The 20,173-nt window shown below is 54.9% G+C and carries 15 protein-coding genes; 12 read left to right on the forward strand and 3 right to left on the reverse strand.

The genetic code is table 11. The features are described 5' to 3' along the window. Positions 1–30 precede the first annotated feature (30 nt). Genes DL346_RS25105 through DL346_RS25120 form a run of 4 tightly spaced genes read left to right on the forward strand, consistent with a single transcriptional unit; the run spans position 31 to position 6,257 of the window. Complete coding sequence (locus tag DL346_RS25105) at positions 31–2,232, forward strand: helix-turn-helix domain-containing protein (RefSeq protein WP_165822662.1); 2,202 nt, start codon at positions 31–33, stop codon at positions 2,230–2,232. A 30-nt stretch (positions 2,233–2,262) separates the two neighbouring features. Next, positions 2,263–3,747 carry a serine hydrolase domain-containing protein gene (locus DL346_RS25110; protein WP_112885147.1) on the forward strand — a complete coding sequence of 495 codons (1,485 nt, stop codon included), beginning with the start codon at positions 2,263–2,265 and terminating at the stop codon, positions 3,745–3,747. Then, positions 3,744–4,898 carry a Gfo/Idh/MocA family protein gene (locus DL346_RS25115; RefSeq protein ID WP_165822663.1) on the forward strand — a complete coding sequence of 385 codons (1,155 nt, stop codon included), beginning with the start codon at positions 3,744–3,746 and terminating at the stop codon, positions 4,896–4,898. Before DL346_RS25110 ends, DL346_RS25115 begins: the two co-directional genes overlap by 4 nt. Positions 4,899–4,907: 9 nt before the next feature. Further along, positions 4,908–6,257, forward strand: a complete 1,350-nt coding sequence (locus DL346_RS25120) for a family 4 glycosyl hydrolase (RefSeq protein ID WP_112885149.1) — start codon at positions 4,908–4,910, stop codon at positions 6,255–6,257. 866 nt (positions 6,258–7,123) lie between these two features. Here the strand turns inward: DL346_RS25120 and DL346_RS25125 are convergent. From DL346_RS25125 to DL346_RS25135, 3 genes are all read right to left on the reverse strand, one after another. Continuing rightward, positions 7,124–8,518, reverse strand: coding sequence for an ADP-ribosylglycohydrolase family protein (locus DL346_RS25125; RefSeq protein ID WP_112885150.1), 1,395 nt, complete (start codon positions 8,516–8,518; stop codon positions 7,124–7,126). Positions 8,519–8,559: 41 nt separating this feature from the next. Then, entirely contained in the window at positions 8,560–9,960 is a 1,401-nt protein-coding gene (locus DL346_RS25130; RefSeq protein ID WP_112885151.1) for a hypothetical protein, read from the reverse strand. Positions 9,961–10,041: 81 nt separating this feature from the next. Further along, complete coding sequence (locus DL346_RS25135; RefSeq protein ID WP_133257569.1) at positions 10,042–10,833, reverse strand: IclR family transcriptional regulator; 792 nt, start codon at positions 10,831–10,833, stop codon at positions 10,042–10,044. A 163-nt stretch (positions 10,834–10,996) separates the two neighbouring features. Here DL346_RS25135 and DL346_RS25140 point away from each other — a divergent pair, with 163 nt between their 5' ends. The 8 genes from DL346_RS25140 to DL346_RS25175 all read left to right on the forward strand — a co-directional run bounded on the left by DL346_RS25140 (position 10,997) and on the right by DL346_RS25175 (position 20,090). Next, on the forward strand, positions 10,997–12,298 hold the full coding sequence (locus DL346_RS25140) for an aspartate aminotransferase family protein (protein WP_112885153.1): 1,302 nt from the start codon (positions 10,997–10,999) through the stop codon (positions 12,296–12,298). Positions 12,299–12,348: 50 nt separating this feature from the next. After that, positions 12,349–13,710 (forward strand): family 4 glycosyl hydrolase, encoded by a 1,362-nt coding sequence (locus tag DL346_RS25145; protein ID WP_112885154.1) that lies wholly within the window; start codon positions 12,349–12,351, stop codon positions 13,708–13,710. Positions 13,711–13,745: 35 nt separating this feature from the next. Continuing rightward, on the forward strand, positions 13,746–15,356 hold the full coding sequence (locus tag DL346_RS25150) for a gamma-glutamyltransferase family protein (RefSeq protein ID WP_112885155.1): 1,611 nt from the start codon (positions 13,746–13,748) through the stop codon (positions 15,354–15,356). Positions 15,357–15,406: 50 nt separating this feature from the next. Beyond that, positions 15,407–16,180, forward strand: coding sequence for an SDR family NAD(P)-dependent oxidoreductase (locus DL346_RS25155; protein ID WP_112885156.1), 774 nt, complete (start codon positions 15,407–15,409; stop codon positions 16,178–16,180). Positions 16,181–16,203: 23 nt separating this feature from the next. Further along, complete coding sequence (locus DL346_RS25160; protein WP_112885157.1) at positions 16,204–17,295, forward strand: glycoside hydrolase family 172 protein; 1,092 nt, start codon at positions 16,204–16,206, stop codon at positions 17,293–17,295. Positions 17,296–17,432: 137 nt separating this feature from the next. After that, positions 17,433–17,855: a BlaI/MecI/CopY family transcriptional regulator gene (locus tag DL346_RS25165; RefSeq protein WP_112885158.1), complete on the forward strand. Its 423-nt coding sequence runs from the start codon at positions 17,433–17,435 to the stop codon at positions 17,853–17,855. 14 nt (positions 17,856–17,869) lie between these two features. Beyond that, positions 17,870–18,688, forward strand: coding sequence for a M56 family metallopeptidase (locus DL346_RS25170; RefSeq protein ID WP_165822664.1), 819 nt, complete (start codon positions 17,870–17,872; stop codon positions 18,686–18,688). A 304-nt stretch (positions 18,689–18,992) separates the two neighbouring features. Next, positions 18,993–20,090: an acyltransferase family protein gene (locus DL346_RS25175; RefSeq protein WP_112885160.1), complete on the forward strand. Its 1,098-nt coding sequence runs from the start codon at positions 18,993–18,995 to the stop codon at positions 20,088–20,090. Positions 20,091–20,173 lie beyond the last annotated feature (83 nt).

Here is a 20,173-nt window from a genome sequence, read left to right on the forward strand (position 1 = left end):
CGTATACAGGATGAAAGGATGGCGATCAACATGCGAGTGCGTGGACTTTACTTGATTAAACTGGTGTTTTCTTGCCTGCTGATTGCTGTGTTCTGCGGCGGAGTCGCTTCGATTTATTACTATATCGAAAGCAATCAGCTCATGAACAAAGAGTTGAAGCAGCGGCATGAAGGCATGCTGGAGCAGGTGAGGGACAATATCGACTTCAAGCTGGAGAACGCCATCCAATCCTTGTTTACATTGAAATCGTCTTCCGAGCTGCTCAACTATTCGCGCAGCAACGGCGAGGACGGCTATGTCAATACGCAGGTGTATAACCGTCTGCGCGCCCATTTTGCCGTGTTCTCGCGCCTTGGCTATGAGATCGACGTCTTGAGGCGCGGCGCTCAAACGGTTATAACCCCGGAGTATACGGTCGGCGTCGACAAATATTTGGCGGAGCGCGGGCTCGACGCGAATGTCGTGCTGCAGAAGCTGTCCGCCATGACTAGCAGCCAGACGCTCAACGTTTACAACCTGCAGACATGGAAGACGGAATCGAAGACCTCAGGCGTGGATGAAGTGAATCTGGTCTTCACGCTGAAAGAAAATGGCGTGGTAAACGTCTATTACTTTATTTCCTTTAAAAATTCCACGCTGTTTCCGCAGGGCGGCAACGATTCCTACTCCTTGTCCATCGGAGATGAGGTGGTTGTCAGTAAAGGCGCTTCGGCCGCCGATTCGGTCTCGGCCGGAAACGGCGCTTATACGCTCGCTTCAAAGCGGCTTCCGAACTGGATCGTTTCCTATCTGCCGGAAGTTCCCGTTTCCTCCGCCGAGGCGAAGCAGCTGAAGATCAAGTCGGTCTTGGTCGCGCTCATCACGATTGTGGTCGGAGCGGTTTTCGCCGTCGCGATCGCTTACATGACGTATCGTCCCGTGCGGCGCACGCTGCGCCAGGTCATTGGCGATTCCTTAAACGAGCAGGCTTCGCTTGCGGAATCGCAGGACGAATTCGGCATGATCCGGAACATTACGAATACGATCCGCCGCAGCAACCAGGAGCTCAGCACGGAGCTGCACCGCTACCGCGAGCCGCTGCGCGGCAAGCTTTTGCGCGATTTGATTACCGGGGTGCTGTCCAAGGACGATGCGGCCAAACAGCTGCTCCAGATGAATATGAAGCATTTGCTGGATGTGCCCGTTTGCGTCGCGCTGCTGCACTTATCGGATGAATATGGCGGATTTATGATCGATCACCAAATTATCGAAGGGCTCGAAACGCTGATCGGCAACGAAACCGAAGCTGCGCCAGGCGCCGAATGGGTCAAAATCGACGCCAACCGTCAAGCGCTTCTGCTCTTTGATCCGGAGGACATCGATGTTCCGGCCATGCTGCAGCGGATTATACATGAGGTGCATCGTGCGTATCCGATCCGCATGACGGTTGCGCTAGGCAATCAAGCCGACAGCGTCGAGGATGCCGTGATGTCGTATCACTCGGCGCTGCGGGTCATGGAGCAGCTGATGCCGATGAACCGCAAGCACCTGCTGACGGAGCAGGATTTGGAGAAGGCGGGCGCAACGGGCTTTTATTACCCGTTGGATCTGGAGAAAAACCTGATTAACGCAGCCGTTTCCCGCAATGAGCACGAAGTACGGCATATTTTGCAAAGCTTGGTGGGCCGGTTCGATTTCGATCACATGGATCGCAGCTCGTTCCATCAATTCATGTATGCGATGCAGTCGACGGTTTACCGGATCGCCCAGCAGCTGAATTGCTCCATGGAGGAGCTGTTCCAGGAGGAATCGCCGATCAAGGGGCTGGAGCAGTGCCGCAGCAGCGAGCAATTGATCGAAGCGCTCATGCTCGTATTCGTTCAAATCTTCGAGGCTTCGGATCGGAAGAGCAAGTCGCTTGACCATCTGCTCACCGACAGCATGCTGCAATTCGTTCATACCCAGTACGTACGGGATATTTCATTGCAGGATTTGGCCCAGCATGTCAAGATGTCGCCGAACTATATCAGCTTTATGTTTAAAGCGAACGTCGGCCAGAACTTCAAGGACTACTTGAATTCCTACCGCGTTGCGCAAGCCAAGCTCCTTATGGAGGAAGGCGGCTGCACGGTGAACGATATCGCCGCGCGGGTCGGCTGCAATAATACCAATACCTTTATTCGGATATTCAAAAAAGAAGAGGGGCTATCGCCGGGGCAATTCATCGCCCGGAAATTCCGTCAAGCCGAATAAGCCGGGCGACGGCTTCTCGAGGGAGGGCGTATGAAGAAGCATTATACGGCATCTCCGGAAGATCAGGGGATGGATTCCGCCAAATTGGCGCGCGTATTCGACGAGATCGTAGGCGGGAAGTTTTGCGAAACGCATGGCGTATATGCGGTTCGGAATGGCGAGCCCGTTTTTGAAACTTACTTCTATCCCTATACGAGCGATACGCTTCATAATGTATTTTCGGTAACGAAGAGCTTAACCTCCGCATTAATCGGCATTGCAATCAAGGAGGGACTGCTTGAAGGCGTTCATCAGCGCGTGTTCGATTTCTTTCCCGAGCATGCGGGCTTTAATACGGATCCCCGGAAGAACGCGCTTACGATCGAGCACTTGCTGACGATGACCGGCGGCTTCGAGTGGGACGACGAAACCGATCTGAAGGCTTGCGTTTTGAGCGACAATTGGGCCGGCTACGTGCTTAGCAAACCGATGGCGGAAGAGCCGGGAACGGTCTACTGCTATAACACGGGCGGATCCTACCTGCTCACGGCCATTTTGGATAAGGTCGCGGGCATGCCGACGAGCCGGTTTGCCGACCGCTGCTTGTTCGGTCCGCTTGGCATTACCGACTACTCGTGGATCACCGATCCGCAAGGGATCTTGATCGGCGGCTTCGGCGCCAATTTGAAGCCATCCGACATGGTCAAGTTCGGCATGCTGTACTTGAACGAAGGCCAGTATCAGGGCAAGCGCATCGTTACGGAAGAGTGGGTACGGGCATCCACGAAAAAACGGACGGACAACGGCTACGGCTATCATTGGTGGGTGTTCGAGGAAGAGCGCAGATATGCCGCTTCCGGCTACGGCGGGCAGTATATCTACGTCGTGCTCGAAGCGAACCTTGTCGTCGCCGTCACGAACGGAGGCGGCTATGAGCTTCCGGTCGGCCTGTTTACGCAGGCGATCGTGTCGGACAGCCCGCTGCCTGCAAATCCCGAGGCGCTGGCGCTTCTAGAGATACGCGCATTGCAGGCTGAGCAAGCGCCTGTTATTACAACGCGGGAGCTTCCCGGCATGGCGAAGCGGATCTCCGGCCGGACGCTGCGATTTGAGCCAAGCCGAAGCGGCATCGAGACGGTGACGTTCGATTTCGATACGGGGCGCCCGATGGAAGCGGATATCGTTATCGGCATCGGCAGCGGCGTTCGGCGACATGCGTTCGGCTTGGATAACCGTTACCGGATCAGCTCCGTGCGGCCGAATATCGACATTCCGGCGGAGCAGATTGCCATGGTGCACGATTTTTCCACGCTTCTGCCGTGCATGCTGCCGACTTACACGGTCGGACGCAGAGGCAGCTGGCAGGACGAGACGACGTTCGTGCTGCATAACGAGGGCATCGAAACGGGCTTCCGTCAGCATATGACCTTTCGCTTCGACGGGGATGGGGATAGGGTCTCTGTAGAAATCGGCATTCCATCCTATGAGGATCTATATACAGTGGAAGCAAAATGGGAAGGGAGCGACAGCGAGTGACGTTGAAGATCGGGATAGTCGGTGCGAGGGGGTTGAGCGCGCTGCAAGGCTTCAAGAGCTTGCCGGACACGGAGGTCGTCGCCTTGTGCGATCTGGACGAAGCTTACTTGAAGGAGGCTGCCGAGGCGAATGGCATTCCGCGCACGTACCGCGTGTATGAAGATATGCTGGAATCGGACATCGACGCGGTCGTCGTCTCGACGCCGATGCAGCTGCATGTTCCGCAATCGATCCAGGCGCTGCTTGCCGGCAAGCACGTCCTAAGCGAGGTGACGGCGGGCGTGACGATGGATGAGCTGTGGTGGCTGAAGGAAACGGTAGAAGAGACCGGGCTCACCTACATGCTCGCGGAGAATTATTGCTATATTCCGCAAAATCAGATGATTTTGAATATGGCGAAGCAAGGGCTGTTCGGGGATATTTATTTTGGCGAAGGCGAATACATCCACGATATCCGCGAGCTGGCTTTTCGGTATAACCGGGATACCGAGGTGAGGGAGAACGCGAAGCCGACTTGGCGCAAATATTGGCAGCTCGGCAAGAGAGGCGCATATTATCCGACGCACAGCTTGGGCCCGGTCATGCAATGGTTTCAAGGGGACCGGATTCGTTCGGTGTCCTGTTACGGAACCGGCTGGAACACGGACCCGCGCTTTCGTCAGGAGGATACGACCATTACGATGCTCAAGATGGCGAGCGGCAAGCTGATCAAGCTTCGGCTGGACTGCATCTCCAAGCGTCCTCATAACATGACCTATTATTCGCTGCAAGGAACGAAGGGCTGCTACGAGGCGCCCCGCGGCTTCGGCGACGATCATAAAATTTGGATTGAAGGCCCCGAAGGCGAGCAGCCGGGCGAGAAAAGATGGCGGCCGCTGTCGGATTTCAGCGACTATATGCCTGAGCGTTACAGGAACATGACCGAGGAGCAGAAAAAAGCAGGACACTGGGGCAGCGACTTCTTCATCGCGCAGGACTTCGTCCGTGCGGTAAACGGGGAATGCAAGCCGGCGATCGACGTATATGACGCCTGCGAGTGGACGGCCGTTGCTTTGCTGTCCGAGCTTTCGGTCATGAACGGCGGCCGGGAGATGGAGATGCCTGATTTCCGCAACGCGGCGACCTATGCGGAGCAAATTATAAAACTATAGGAGGCTGACATGAAGCCGATCAAAATAAGCATTATCGGTGCGGGCAGCAGCACGTTCGCCATCGGGATGGTTCGGGACATCTGCCTGACGCCGAGCCTGGAAGGCAGCACCATTCATTTTATGGATATTAACCAGGAGCGGCTGGACAACGTTCATGCGCTGTGCACGAAATATGCGGAGGAGCGCGGCGTAAAGCTCGATCTGAAAAAGACGCTGGACCGGCGCGAATGCCTGGAAGGCGCGGACTTCGTCATCAACACGGCGCTAACGGCCGGCTACGGCCGCATGCGCGAGGGCTGGGAAATCGCCATGAAGCACGGCTATAAGCTTGGCGGCAGCTATCATATTTTGTACGATGAGGCATTCTGGATTAATTACTACCAATTGAAGTTCTTCGAATCGCTGACGGAAGATATCCTGGACATTTGCCCGGATGCTTGGCATTTGATGCTGGCGAATCCGGTTATTACGGGCGTCACCCATGTGATGCGCAAATATCCGCAAGCGAAGGTAGTCGGCCTGTGCCACGGCTATGTCGATACGTATAACGTTGCGAAGGCGCTTGGGCTTGAGAAAAAAGACATAACGTATCAGGTTACGGGGGTTAACCACCATCTGTGGCTGACGGACTTCTATTATAAAGGGGAGGACGCTTTCCCGCTGCTCGATAAGTGGATCGAGGAGAAATCGGAGGCGTTCTGGGCCGCCGGCGGCGAAAACTGGCCGTTCACGCCCAAGCGGATCGATCTGTACAAGAAGCACGGCGTGTTCGCGATCGGCGATACGGCGAGCTGGAGCAGCGCATCGTGGCCATGGTGGTACCATACCGACGAGGCGGAGGAGCGGCGTTGGAGCGAGAACCCGATGGGCGTGTGGAACCGGTTCTTCGACAATTTGAGCGACAGCATGGGGCAGTTGCAGCGTGCGATCGAGGATCCTAGCGTTAAGGTAACCGAGCTGTTCCCGCCGGTCTTGACCGATGAGCTCATGATTCCGCTCATTGAATCGATCGCTTGCGATATCCCGCGCGTGTTCGTCGTCAATACGCTGAACAGCGGCAATTACGTGCCGGGCATTCCGACCGACTTTCAGGTCGAAGTGTCGGCGCTGTGCAGCAAGCGGGGCATCCAGCCGATCTCGAACAAGGGGCTGCCGAAGCCGATTGTCGCCCATATTCTACGCGATCGGGTTGCGCCGATCGAGCTGGAGCTGGAAGCCTTCAATAAAGGAAGCCGCGACATGCTGCTGGAGCTGGTGCTGACGGACAAATGGTCGGGATCGGCCGCTCAGGCTAACGCGTTCTTGGATGAAATCCTGGCGCTGCCATATCACCGCGATATGGCCGAGCATTACAGGTAACTGTTGGAGAAGAGACGGAGCGTGTTTGCTCCGTCTCTTCTTGGGATATGGGGGATATGCTTTAAGAGCGGTAACAGTTGCCTCTCTTATGCTCGAATGGCCGGGATTTGCCCGATGTGAGGTAACAGTTGCCTCTCTTTCGGTCGATTAACCGGGATTTGCCCGATGTGAGGTAACAGTTGCCTCTCTTATGCTCGAATGGCCGGAATTTGCCCGATGTGAGGTAACAGGTACCTCTCTTTCGGTCGATTGACCGGAATTTGCCCGATGTGAGGTAACAGTTACCTCTCTTTCGGTCGATTGACCGGGATTTGCCCGATGTGAGGTAACAGTTACCTCTCTTTTGATCGATTAGCCGGAATTTGCCCGATGTGAGGTAACAGTTACCTCTCTAGCTTATTTCGAGTTTGGGAAAGAGAGTCTGTAGAGCGCCACATTCGCTAAAAAGTGAGTCTAGTGGTAGAAAGTAGAGTCCGCAGAGCGCTACATTCGCCAAAAGTGAGTTTAGTGGGAGAAAGAAGAGCCCGCAGAGCGCTACATTCTCCGAAAATATGTCTAGTGGGAGAAAGTAGAGTCCGTAGAGCGCTACATTCGCTAAAAAGTGAGTCTAGTGGGAGAAAGTAGAGTCCGTAGAGCGCTACATTCGCCAAAAGTGAGTCTAGTGGGAGAAAGTAGAGTCCGCAGAGTACTACATTCGCCAAAAGTGAGTTTAGTGGGAGAAAGTAGAGTCCGCAGAGCACTACATTCGCCGAAAGTGAGTTTAGTGGGAGAGAGAGGGGTTCTGGGAGCGCGCTAGATGCGCCTAAAGAGAGTCTAGTGGGAGGATAAACAAAGACGGAGCACCAGCTCCGTCTCTGCTAAACTACTTATTCAATCACGTTCCCGAACACATACAACTCGCTCGGTTCGATGCGGCTGGAGCCGGTGCGAACGATTTCCGGCAGCCGGGAGACGCGGGCGGCCAGTACGGACAGCGACGTCTCATTTAAATTGGCGAGGCCCGTATGGATCGTGTCGCCGAACGGGGCGAGCCAGCGCGAGTCGAGCCCATCCGGACCGAAATACGCGCCGAGCAGCGAGCCGGACGTCGCGCCGAAGCTGTCGGTGTCGTTGCCCTGCATCACTTGCTTGCAGATGCCGTCGCCGACGTTTTCGGCGTGCAGCAGCGTGTTGATTAACGTGCCGATCTCGAAATAAATGCGGCAGTGACTGTAATCGCCGTAGCTCTGGCGCATGCGCTCATAGGCTGCCAGCCAATCGTCCGTGCCGGCTGCGATGTCGCGGCAGTCGGCCGCTATCTCATAGAAGCGGCTGCGTTGCGGCACGAACTGCAGCGCCGTGTCGATGATGGCGAGCCGGTTATCGAGTACCTGCGCGGCGGCAATCGCCGCGGCGATGAACATCGTGGCATACACGCCGGTTTGGCGGTGCGTGAAGCTGGCGTCGCGCCAGGCGAGTTCGGCGGCCAGCGCCGGATTGCCGGGGCAAGCGTAGCCGTAGGCATCCGCACGGATCGCCGCGCCGCAAAGCTCGGAGCCGGGAGACAGCAAACTCGGCCATGCTTCCAGCTCGGTATGGTCAAACGGCTGCTTATCGTGCTCCAGATAGCTCATGCCGGAACGGATCAGCATCACGCGCTCCGGCCCGAAGGTCGTGCTGAGCGGCAGATGATTGAGCCATAGATCGCGGAGATTCCGTTTGGAAAACGCGGTGCCGAATTGCTCGATGGCAAGCATGCCGATAAGCGTGTAATTGACATCGTCATCCGGGGCAACGTGGCGAATCCGGTCCCGCGTCGTTTCGAACCAGCTCCAATGGCTCTTGCCGAGCGCGCGCAGCATCGGCTCGGAAACGTAATCGGCGAGCGGCCATTCACCGGCCTGCGTAAACGCTTCTTTCATCTCAGGCAGCGTGGGATTCACCTCAAGCGGCTTGCCCAGTATTGATCCACAAACGGAGGCAAGAAAGGCGGTTTCGACGCGACGGCGGCTATCGTCCGGGTCGATCTCGCGCAGCAGGCCGAGCGGCCGGTTCGGATCGCAGGCTGCTTTAATGTCCTCCCAAGTCTCAGGCTCGACGTATGGCCAGTCTTCGCGCATCGGCAAGTCGGCGATAGCTGCGGCAAAAGCCAGGTATGCGTCGTAGCTCTCGGGAAGCTGCTCCAGCCGCTCGAGATAGCCGGATGTGTTCCTCCCTTGCGTGAATTGTTCGCCGATCAGGGAGGCAAGCTGTTTTTTCATAAAAGGAAGCGAGGGAAACATGTCGGAATCACGTCCTTGTCGGTGATGGTATTTAGGCCGTTTCAGCCGCTCGCGTGTTGATGATGAAGCTCGTGCAGAATCGCTATGATTTCATTCGCAAAATGCTCCGCCGCTCCTTCCGCGAATGGCGACGTTTCGATTTCGTAGCCCCCAACCGCATATTGGTCGGCCGTCGGCAGATAGCCAAGCCAGCCGTTGGTGTATCCGCCGAACAGCGTGCAGGCGAAAGGGGAGGCTTCCCGAATCTGCTTGCCCGTAAAGGAAAAGGGCTCCACCGGCACGCCGGCAAGAACGATGCCCGAAACGGCGACAAAATGAGCCTCGATCGAGGCGCTGGTTTGGCCGTAGTAGTGCAGCGACTGCTGCCATATTTTATGGGAGCGCTTGACCTTGTACGTGGCGTCCCGGATTTCGTCTTCCGAGCCGCTTAGCTCGATCAGCTCCTGCATGCGGGACTGATGGGCCAAAAACTGCTGCTCCGCATCAACGGTCGGCATGAGCGGCTTCAGAGGGAGCTCGACGGTCCTCAAGGCGACGACCATTCGGCCGTTATCCGACGAAACACCGGGCTTGTTTGTCCATAGTCCCAGTGAGGCGCCGGATTCTACGACGCGGTCGAACTGCCAATTCGGCGTGACGGTTTCCAGCTGGAGCAGCGACTTAGCCGCTTCGCAGCCGAGAATCGTCCCCATCCGGTCGACGGCCGCGTAATCGCTTCTGAAACCTTCCGGTCCCGGCCCGATGTCGCCTGCCGCGCCTAGAAGGAACAGGCAATGCCCGCCGGACAGCTGCTCGACCACGCGCCGGGCAACGCCGGGGTAGTCCGGACTCTGCAGCTTGTTGTCCGGGCCGAGCGTCGTCGGATGGCAGGCGAAGTGCAGCAGGCTTGCCAGCAAGGTGCCGTCCTCGGCCTCGATCTTAACGGTGCCGACGGTGGGATCGGTCGCGCCAGCCGGGTCGTAGCCTGTAATGATGCGGCCGTTGTCCAGCTTCTGAATGCGGCGCTTGCCGATGCCGCATTCGCCGTAGCCCGCCGCAACGCGAACCGGAACGCGATGCTGCGCAGCTTCGGCGGCGCAGCGGACAACGGTCTCGAACAGACCGTCGATATAATCGAGAGTCGCATCATGATCCTTATACCAATTCGAATGGATAAACGGGCCTGCGTGCGTGTGGGAGGTTGATATCCTTACGCGGGAACGGTCGATGCCAAGCGCGGAAGCGATGCGTTCCCGAAGGCGATCCGCTTGCGGCATGGTTAAATAGCAAAGATCAAGATCGGCGATGCAGACGAGCTCTTCGCCTTCGGCAAGACAAAGAACGGTTGCCCATAGGTCGTAATGGACGCCATCGGGATAAACATGGGTTTGCGCGCCCCATCCCGCATGGGGAACGGTAAGCGGCGAGGTTATGACTGCACGGGCTGTACCGGCTTGAAGCATCAATACTCCCACCTTTATATTAATGTTCATTCATGTGAACCTTGTTCTATATACTGAATATAAAGTGGGAGTAAGAGGGTGTCAACCGTTCTCTTGCGTCGAATGCGGGTCTGGAGCGTAGCCCAGATCCCTAGAAATCGAGTCGGCGGTTTGCTTGACCCGCTCGCCGATTTGCTGAAGCTTGAACACCGGCAAATCCTTCGCGAGCGCCGTGATGCTCACCGAAGCGGCGACTTTGCCGGATGCATTGCAGATCGGAGCGCCGATGCAGCGGATGCCTTCCTCCATCTGCTCGTCTTCAACGGCATAGCCGAGCTTGCGCGCCATTCGGATATCTTCGAGCACTTCTTCGATCGTCCGGTAGCTCTTGCCGGTCAGCGGCTCCAGCTTGGATTCAACGGCGTTCGCAATTTCCTCGTCGCTCATGCCGATGGCAAGCGCCTTCCCGACGCCCGAGGCGTGCAGCGGCAGCGATTGTCCGATCGTCGTCGCGAAGCGGACGAAGCCGTCGCCTTCCGCTTTGTCGATATAGACCGGCTGATTGCCGACCAGCGTCGCTAGATGAGCGGTAAACGGCGTGCCTTGGACAAGGAGCTCCATATGTGGCCGGGCAACGGCGCGAATGTCCGTTTGACGGGCAAACGCCGCACCCAAATGAAGAACGGCCGGGCCTAAGCGAAACTTGCCCTCGGCGCATTTCTCAATAAGATGATGCTTCTCCAGCGTGCTCAGAATGACGAAGGTCGTCGATTTCGGAATTTGCAGCCGCTGATGCATTTCGGTAATGGATAATTCGCCGGTTTCGCTAATTTCGTTCAGTATCATGATCGCCTTTTCTAATGCCGGAACTGAGTAGTCTTTTTTAGTCGTCAAAGTGCGGATTCCCCGTTTCGTGTCTGTTATTTACCTAGATTATCATATCATTAACCCTTAATCTATCAGCATGGCGTACCTTGACACTCTCGATTATACCGCATTATATTCAGTATAGTGAATTTATTTTTATAATACTGAACGAAGAAGAGGTGCCAACACGATGAAAAATTATCCGGAAAGCCTGCGGCTGTATGAAGAAGCGAAGCTTTATTCGCCGGGCGGCGTGCACACGTCCATCCGCAATGTGGAGCCGCATCTGATTTTTACGCGCGCGGAAGGGGCCTACGTGTACGATGCGGACGGCAACCGTTATATCGATTACCAGGCGGCGTTCGGACCGTTCATACTCGGCCATAATCATCCTTATGTCAACGGCAAGGTTATCGAGGCTTTGGGCCGCACGGATCTATTCGGCGTCGGGACGACCGATCTGGAGATCGAACTGGCAAAAAAAATCACCAAGCACGTGCCATCCGCGGAGCAGGTGCTGTTCTGCAACTCCGGCTCGGAGGCAACCTACCATGCGATTCGGCTGTCGCGAGCCATTACCGGCGCCAAGAAGCTGATTAAATTCCAAGGCTGCTACCACGGCTGGCACGATTACGTCGCGCGCAATATGCTGAGCGCCTGGGACAAAATCGGCACCCGCGACCCGGGTTCCGCAGGCATGATGGATGAAGCGATCGACAATACGCTGATCTGCACATTCAACGACCTCGAAAACGTAGAAGAGACCTTCCGCCAAAATAAAGGCGAAATCGCCGCGCTCATCGTCGAGCCGATTCCGCACAATGTCGGCTGCATTCTTCCGCAGCCGGGATTCCTGGCCGGACTCCGTCAGTTATGCACCGATTATGGCGCTCTGCTTATTTTCGACGAGGTCATCACCGGCTTCCGGCATGACATCGGCGGCTTTCAAAAGGTGGCAGGCGTCACGCCGGATCTGACGACGATGGGCAAAGCGATGGCCAACGGCTTCCCGATTGCCGCCGTTGCCGGCAAAAAGCGATACATGCAGCGTTTTAATACGCAGCCGGGCGGCGACGTTTGGTTCGCGGGCACCTACAATGGCCATGCCGTCGGAACGGCCGCTTCGATCGCCACGATCGAGATGATGGAGAACGAGCCGGTTCACGAGCATGTCTTTCGGCTTGGCGACCGGATGCGCGGCGGTCTGCGCGAGATTCTTGACCGGCTCGGCATCGAAGCGTACGTCGCCGGCTTCGGATCGGTCTGGACGACGTACTTCATGGGCTTCGAGCCGAAGCATTACGCCGATCTTCAACATAACGACGCGGAGTTCTACGTCGCTTACCGGAAGAAGCTGATTGAGCGGGGCATCTTCAAAATGCCAATGAACATCAAGCGAAACTCCATCGGCTACAGCCATACGGAGCAAGACATCGACGACACGCTGGAAGCGATGGAAGCCGTGCTGAAGGATATGAAGAATAAGCACTAGAGGAGAGAGTTTGACATTCGTCAAACTCCCTATTACAGGAGGAGTCGGATATGCCAGCCAAAATCGCCATTATAGGCGCGGGAACGACGGTATTTTCGCTCAGCATGATTCGGGATTTGTGTTTAACGCCGAGTCTTGCGGGCAGCACGGTTCATTTTATGGACATCGATGAGGATCGCTTGAACAGCGCGCATGCGCTGTGCGAGCGCTTGGCCGCCGAAGCGGGCGCCGAGCTTACGCTTCTGAAGACGAAGAACCGCAGGGAAGCGCTTTTGGGGGCGGACTTTGTCATTCTGGCCGCGCTGGTCGGCGGCCACCAGCGGTTGAAGGACGGCTGGGCTATCGCCCGCAAACACGGCTACCGGTTTGGAGGAAGTCTGCACATCGTTCATGATGAAGGCTTCTGGATCAACTACTGCCAGCTGGAGCTAATGGAGGATGTGCTGAAGGATACGCTGGAGATTTGCCCGAATGCCTGGTTCATGCTCGTAGCGAATCCAGTCAGCGCCGGTGTCACCTATCTGAAGCGCAAATATTCGAAAGCTAACATCGCCGGCTTCTGCCACGGCTCCAATGGGGTGCGCTACATCGCCCGGAGGCTGGGTCTCGACCCGAATGAAATCGAATTCGAAGTGCCGGGCGTAAATCATTTTATATGGTTAACCGAGTTTAAACATAAAGGCGAAGATGCCTTTCCTGTGCTCGACCGCTGGATCGACGAACAATCGGAGGCGCATTTCCGCGAGTGCCGCGACTGTGATTCGATGGGGCCGAAGATGGTCGACCTGTACCGCAAGTTCGGCGCCTATCCGATCGGCGATACCGGCAATCCGGGCGGAGGCGCTTGGGGCCACTGGTACCATGCCGACGACGAAACGGAGCGCAAGTGGAAGGAGGACCCTGCTGAATGGTACGAAGGCTATTTCCGCCACGGCGAGGAAGAAGCGCGCAAAATCAAAAGCATCGCGGAGGATAAAACCCGCGCGGTTAGCGAAATGATTTCGATGACGCACTCGAAGGAACCGATGATTCCGTTCATCGAAGCGATTGTCTGCGATTCGCCGCGCACGATTATCTTGAACATCTTAAATGACGGCAACTTCGTGCCAGGCATTCCGCAGGACTTTCAGGTAGAGGTGCCATGCCGCGTCTCGGCGGCCGGCGTAGAGGGACTGCCGACCAAGGGACTTCCGCAGCCGCTGCTGTCCTTCGCGCTGAGGGATCGGGTCGCTCCGATCGAAATCGAGCTGGCGGCGTTCGAGAGCGGCAGCCGGGAGCTGCTGCTGCAACTGATTATGATGGACCCGTGGACGCGTTCTATCGAGCAGGCGAATGCGCTGCTTGACGATATTTTGTCGCTGCCTTATTTGTCCGGCATGAAGGAGCGTTTCGGTACGACGGCGAAGGTGTAGAGAGGCATAGCTTTTGCGAGGGGAGCTGAACAAACATGTTCAATGCGGAGCAATATACGTATCCTTCCATGCGGTACAGCACGTATGCTGGACGCGGCATGGTATCCACGTCCCAGCCGCTTGCGGCTCAGGCTGGGCTCGACATGCTGAAGCGTGGCGGCAACGCCATCGATGCGGCGGTTGCGGCGGCAGCCTGCTTGACCGTTGTCGAGCCGAACAACAACGGCATCGGCAGCGACACGTTCGCGCTCGTATGGAGCGGCGGCAGGCTGCACGGCTTGAACGCAAGCGGGCCCGCGCCCGCGGCGATTTCGATGGAAAAGCTGGCGGAGCGCGGCTTCAAGGAGATGCCTGCCCAAGGCGTCATCCCGGTGACGGTGCCGGGGGCGCCAGGCGCTTGGGCGGAATTGAGCCGGCGCTTCGGACGGCTCGCGCTGACGGAGGTGATGGCGCCGGCTGCCGCATACGCGGAAGAAGGCTTCAACGTGGCCACGCTGGCAGCGGAGGCATGGCGGTTTCACGTTGATATTTACGCCGCGTCTAAAGTACCGGAGGTGCGGACCTGGTTCGCGGCGTTTGCCGACGATAACGGCAAAGCCCCCCGGGCAGGCGAGCGGTTCCGGCTGCCCCATCATGCGGAAACGCTGCGGCGCATCGCCGAGAGCGGCGCGGCCGAGTTCTACGAAGGGATGTATGCGGAGAAGATCGACCGTTTCATGCGCGAACACGGCGGCTATCTCCGCAAAAGCGACCTGGAAGCGTTCCGGCCGGAATGGGTGGAGCCGATCAGCGTGAACTACCGCGGTTACGACGTGTGGGAGATTCCGCCGAACGGCCAAGGGCTTGTCGCGTTAATGGCATTAAATATCTTAAAAGGCTTTGAATTCGAGAGCCCGTACTCGGCAGACACGCTGCATAAACAGTTTGAAGCGATGAAGCTGGCTTACGCGGACGGGAAAGCCTATATTACCGATTCGCGGATGATGAAGGTCAAGGTCGAGGACCTGCTTTCCGACGCGTATGCGGATGAGCGCAGACGGCTTATTGGCAGAACAGCCCTGAAGCCGTTCGTCGGCAAGCCTTCCAAGGGCGGTACGGTATATGTGTGCACGGCGGATGACGAGGGGAACATGGTGTCGCTGATCCAAAGCAATTATATGGGCTTCGGCTCCGGCGTGGTCATCCCCGGAACCGGAATCAGCCTGCAGAACCGGGGCCATAACTTCTCGCTTGATCCGAAGCATGACAACTGTCTCATGCCGGGCAAAAGAACCTTCCATACGATCATTCCGTCGTTTCTCACCAAAGGCGGCGAGGCGATCGGACCGTTCGGCATGGTCGGAGGCTTCATGCAGCCGCAAGGCCACGTGCAAACGGTCATGAATACCGTCGACTTCGCCATGAATCCTCAGCAGGCGCTGGATGCGCCGCGCTGGCAGTGGATGGAGGAGCTTTCGTTTCAGATGGAGGGCAGCTTGCCCGAAGAGGTTTCCGGCGACCTAACCGGAAGAGGCCACCAGTTGACGACAGGCTGCCGTCCGAGCGGCTTGTTCGGAAGAGGGAATATCATCTGGCGGCTGCCGAACGGCGGAGGTTTTGCGGGCGCGAGCGATTTTCGCTCGGATGGTACGGTGGCGTGCCGGTAGCCTGCGCTGCAGCAGCAGCTGCGATATTTTGAAAGAGGAGCGGATTGAAAATGTCAGGAAACAGACTGTCAGGCAAGGTCGCCGTCATAACCGGCGCGGCATCCGGCATCGGCAGAGGTACGGCCGAGCGGTTCGCCGAGGAAGGCGCCAAGCTGGTGCTGGTGGATAACAACGAGGCAAGGCTGCTGGAAGCGGCGGAGCAATTGAAGGCCGGCGGCGCTTCCGTCGTGGCGGTTGCAGGCGACGTGTCGCTGTCGGAAACGGCGGACCGCGTCCTGGAGGCCGGCCGCGACGCATTCGGCGGCATCGATATCCTGTTCAACAATGCCGGCATCATGCCGGTCGTGTCCGTGCTCGACATGGCGGAAGAAACATGGGACAGCGTCATGGACGTCAACTTGAAAGCGATGTTCCTCCTCAGCAAGCGGGTTATCCCGGAGATGCTGAAGCGAGGCGGAGGTTCCATCATCAACACGTCATCCGTGATGTCCACGCTTACGGAGCCTAAATATGCCGGATACACGTCATCGAAGGCGGGCATTATCGGCCTCACGAAAGCGATCGCGGTCGAGTATGCGGAAGAAGGCGTCCGCTGCAACGCCATTTGTCCCGGCTGGGTCGATACGGAGTTGAACCAGAGGCTCGCCGTCGAGCTTGGGGGCATGGATAAGCTGTATCCGATCATCAAGCAGCAGCAGCCGACCGGCAAAATGGCCACCGTTCGCGAAATCGCGAACGTCGTGCTCTTCCTCGCTTCGGACGAGTCGACGGCCATTACGGGCGCCAGCATTTTTGCGGACGGAGCTACATCGGCATTTATTTAACTACAACATATGAGGTGCATAACATGAACGGATTTACCTATGACTTATCGACCGCCCCATTCGTAACCAAAGGAAAAAGCCGCTCCATTACGGCCGAGAATCCGACGGGCGCCAAAGGCGAGGGAGGCAAAGATTACAGCAATCTCGGACAGGGCCGCAAAGGCCGCCCTTGCATCCGGCTAAAAGCAGGTGAAACCGTCACGCTGGCGCAAATCGACGGTACGGGCGTCCTTCAGCATTTCTGGATCACGGTAACCGACAAGACGCAAGAGAAGGGATTTGCAGCGAGCTTCGTGCTGCGCGACCTGATCCTGCGCATCTATTGGGACGGGGAAGCGGAGCCTTCAGTCGAAGTGCCGCTGGGCGATTTCTTCTGCAATGGCTTTGCGACGCGCACGATCGTCAATTCGATGCCGATTTCCGTCAACCCGACGGGCGGCATGAACTGCTATTTTCCGATGCCGTTCCGCAAATCGGCTACCATAACCATTGAGAACCAGCATGCCTACGATATCGGCGCCTTCTTTTATACCTTTAACTATACGCTGATGGACGAGCTGCCGGAGAACACGGCTTATTTCCACGCGCAGTGGCGAAGGGAGCATGTGACCGAAATCGCGAAGGACTACACCATTCTGGACAATGTCAAAGGCACGGGCCAATACATCGGGACGTACTTGGCCTGGGCGGCCTTGGAGCGGAACTGGTGGGGCGAAGGCGAGCTGAAGTTTTATATGGACGGCGACGATGAGTGGCCGACGATTTGCGGCACCGGCACGGAGGATTACGTCGGCGGCGCTTGGTGCTTTGCCGGCGAGGACGGGCCGGAGTCGTATTCTACGCCGTTCCTTGGCTATAAGTTCTATAAGGAGACGGCGAAGATCGATCCATGGTACGGTCACAACGTGCCGATGCACGGCATGTACCGCTGGCACCTGCCGGATCCGATCCGTTTCGAATCCGACCTGAAAGTCACCGTCCAGCAGATCGGGCATGACCATCAAGGGCTGTTCGAGCGTTCGGACGATATTTCATCCGTGGCCTACTGGTACCAGATGGAGCCGCATGCGCCGTTCCCGGCCATGCTTCCGAAGGAGAAGAGATGGCCGCGTTAACCGATTAGCATACATGCAAGGACCTTGGGGCGGCGCTGCTGCTTCGAGGTCATTTTTTTTTTGTTTAGCGGCGTTAAATGTGACGTTCGGAGTCGTTCTATTATGATACTATGAGACTATAGAAGGAGGCTGGTAGTTTGAAAGTACCTCGGATTAGAATAAACGAAGAAGGACTGAATCGTTTTTTCGGTTATCTTGAAGCGCAAATTATGGGAATCGTTTGGGAACGCGGGGAAATTACGACGAAACAGGTTCAATCGCTTCTTAAAGAGGATGTTTCTTACAACGCGGTGATGACCGTTATGAATCGCCTTCATGAAAAAGGGCACTTGCAAAAAATAACGACCGGTTCCGGTCGAAACCGGTTAAGCAAATATAATTCGGTCCAAAGCAAGGACGAATTTCTGGAAGAGCAGACGAGGGCGATGACCGAAGATTTGCTGAACGAATACGGCGAGCTGGTGGTTAACCACTTTTTTGACGCGGTTCAAAAGGTTGATCCGAAGCTGCTCAGTCTGCTGGAAGCGAGACTTAGCGAGTGGAAGCGTGATCCTTTATGAGAATAAAAAATCAATTGACGTTTGGACTGGCTCTTCTGATTGGTGCTGTCGTATGGTTTCAAATCCTGTTGCTATGGCTTCAAGAATTTTTTGGCTATAACCCGCAATGGGGAATTCTGCATCACATTTTAGGAAAACCGACCCCATTCGATAAATTGGTTTTTCATGGACTCTTTTTTCTTACGGTGTATGGCGGCTTAAAGGCTCTTTGGTTTTTATTGGAGCAGTTCGTTTATGAGATTAAATGGAGTAGAAAAGTAAACATAAAAGTACATAAGCAATATACACAAAAGATGAATCAAAAGTTTGAGAACATAGGCTTTCGGATCATCGTTATCGAAGAGGAGTCTTTCGTGGCCATGACATGCGGCTTCATGATCCCGCGGATTATCTTATCCACAAAAGTAATCCGGCAATTTTCCGATCGGGAATTGGATACCGTCATCTGGCATGAATATTCGCATTGCCGAAATCGAGACCCGCTGCGTTCGCTCATTCTTCGGACTCTAGAGATGAGCTTGCCTTATTTTCCGATCCTTCGTCGGTTTTCTCACTACATCATGGTTTGGATGGAGCTATTAGCGGACCAAAACTCGATTCGGAAAATGAGAACATCCAGAGATTTGGCCGGTATTCTGCTTCAAAGCTCTCAATTGGCGAAAAAGCAATCCGTCGGCATTGGCTTCGCCGATGTTGCCATTAACTACCGTATTCAACAAGTGGTAGTTCCGGATCAAGAAATTAAAGTGCCTCTGTTTGAATATCACTCGATCATATTTTCGATCTCTTCGATTGTCTTATTGACTGCAGCTGTTTTTAGCAGTTGTTCATGAACCATGGGCTAAGCAATGCGGAGCGGCTTCTGCCGCTCCTTTTTGTTTTGTAAAAAATCATCCTTGCGGAGGAAAACCAAGCAAGAAAGAGAATAAAGAATAAATACTACGAATCGTAGGATTAAACCCCCGCGGAGATCTAAAGGGGGGGAATGTAAAATAAAATTTGAAACTACATTTTGTAGTTTTATATTTACTTCTCGCCTTCTATTTGATACGATCTGTATACAAAGCGTAAAACGTTCCATTCCTACAAGAAGCGACGCAAAAATACGCTAATATACATGGAGGCGAGAAGCGTCATATGAAAAAGAACATCATAAACGAAGTGTTTTTTCTTCGGGCGATCGCATGTCTGAGCATTGTGTTGTTACATTGCGTAACAAAAATTTATGAATCGGATGGCGGCTTTATCGATGCTTTAAGATTGATTCTCTCATTCGGTACGCCAGCGTTCATCATCATCTCCGAGATCGTCTTGGCCAACGCTTATCCGACGCAAACCCCAGAAGGATTTCTGAAGAAACGAATTCTTTATATCGCGGTCCCTTATCTCTGTTTTGTCCTGTTGTATTCTCTTCAAAGTACATTCTCGCTAAGCGGAGACGGGAATGAGGCATCGCTTGGTTTGAACTTGGCCAGCGGCTTGCTTCTAGGCGAAACACCCGCCTATTTTGTCATCATTATTTTTCAATTTTATTTGCTGCATATTTTATTTATCCGCCATGTGTTTAACCGCTTTAGACCTCTATGGATCGTAGTAACGGCCGGTGTCGTTAACGTTATGTATCTGGCATTCTTTAATCTAATCAGCCCGCCTAGTAACGAGATTGCGTTATTCATTTGGGAGAGATATTACAGGATTCCTTTCCTAGGCTGGATTTTCTATTTTGTCATTGCTTATTATTTAGGAAAAAATTATGCCGCATTTTTAAACCAACTCAATCGATTTAGATATTATATCTTTGCATTGGTCCCTCTAACAGGTTTTGTTTCCATTTATCTTCTTGAACAAAACATTATTCCCGTTTTATCTTCAAAACGCTTTGACCTGATCTTCTTTACGCTGAGCATGGCGTTCACGCTGATCATCTTAGCATCTAAGTTTAAAACGATTCCTGCATTTTTTGTGAAAATCAGCCAATATTCATTTGGAATCTATCTGCTGCACCCATTGGTGCTTTCAGTCGGTGAACGGGTTCTTGTGTTTGATAACAGTCTAGTAAGATTAGTCGTTTTCTTCGTATTTGCCCTTGCCGGATCGATGATTGCGATTTCGCTGCTAAACCGATTCACATGGGGAAGCTATATCATTGGACGAATCGGCATCGGATTATCCCGCAAAAACGCGGGCAATCCAAATTTGCGCTTGCCTAATCGCAGCTTACATGCTTCAGATTGATGACAAGCCCGCTGAGAACGCGGGCTTTTCTTTTTGGATTAAGCTGCCGTGCAGGATTTCGGTTCCGTCTAGCCAATTGTAAG

The sequence above is a fragment of the Paenibacillus montanisoli genome (assembly GCF_003268025.1).
In the GTDB taxonomy this organism is placed as follows: Bacteria; Bacillota; Bacilli; order Paenibacillales; family Paenibacillaceae; genus Paenibacillus_Z; species Paenibacillus_Z montanisoli.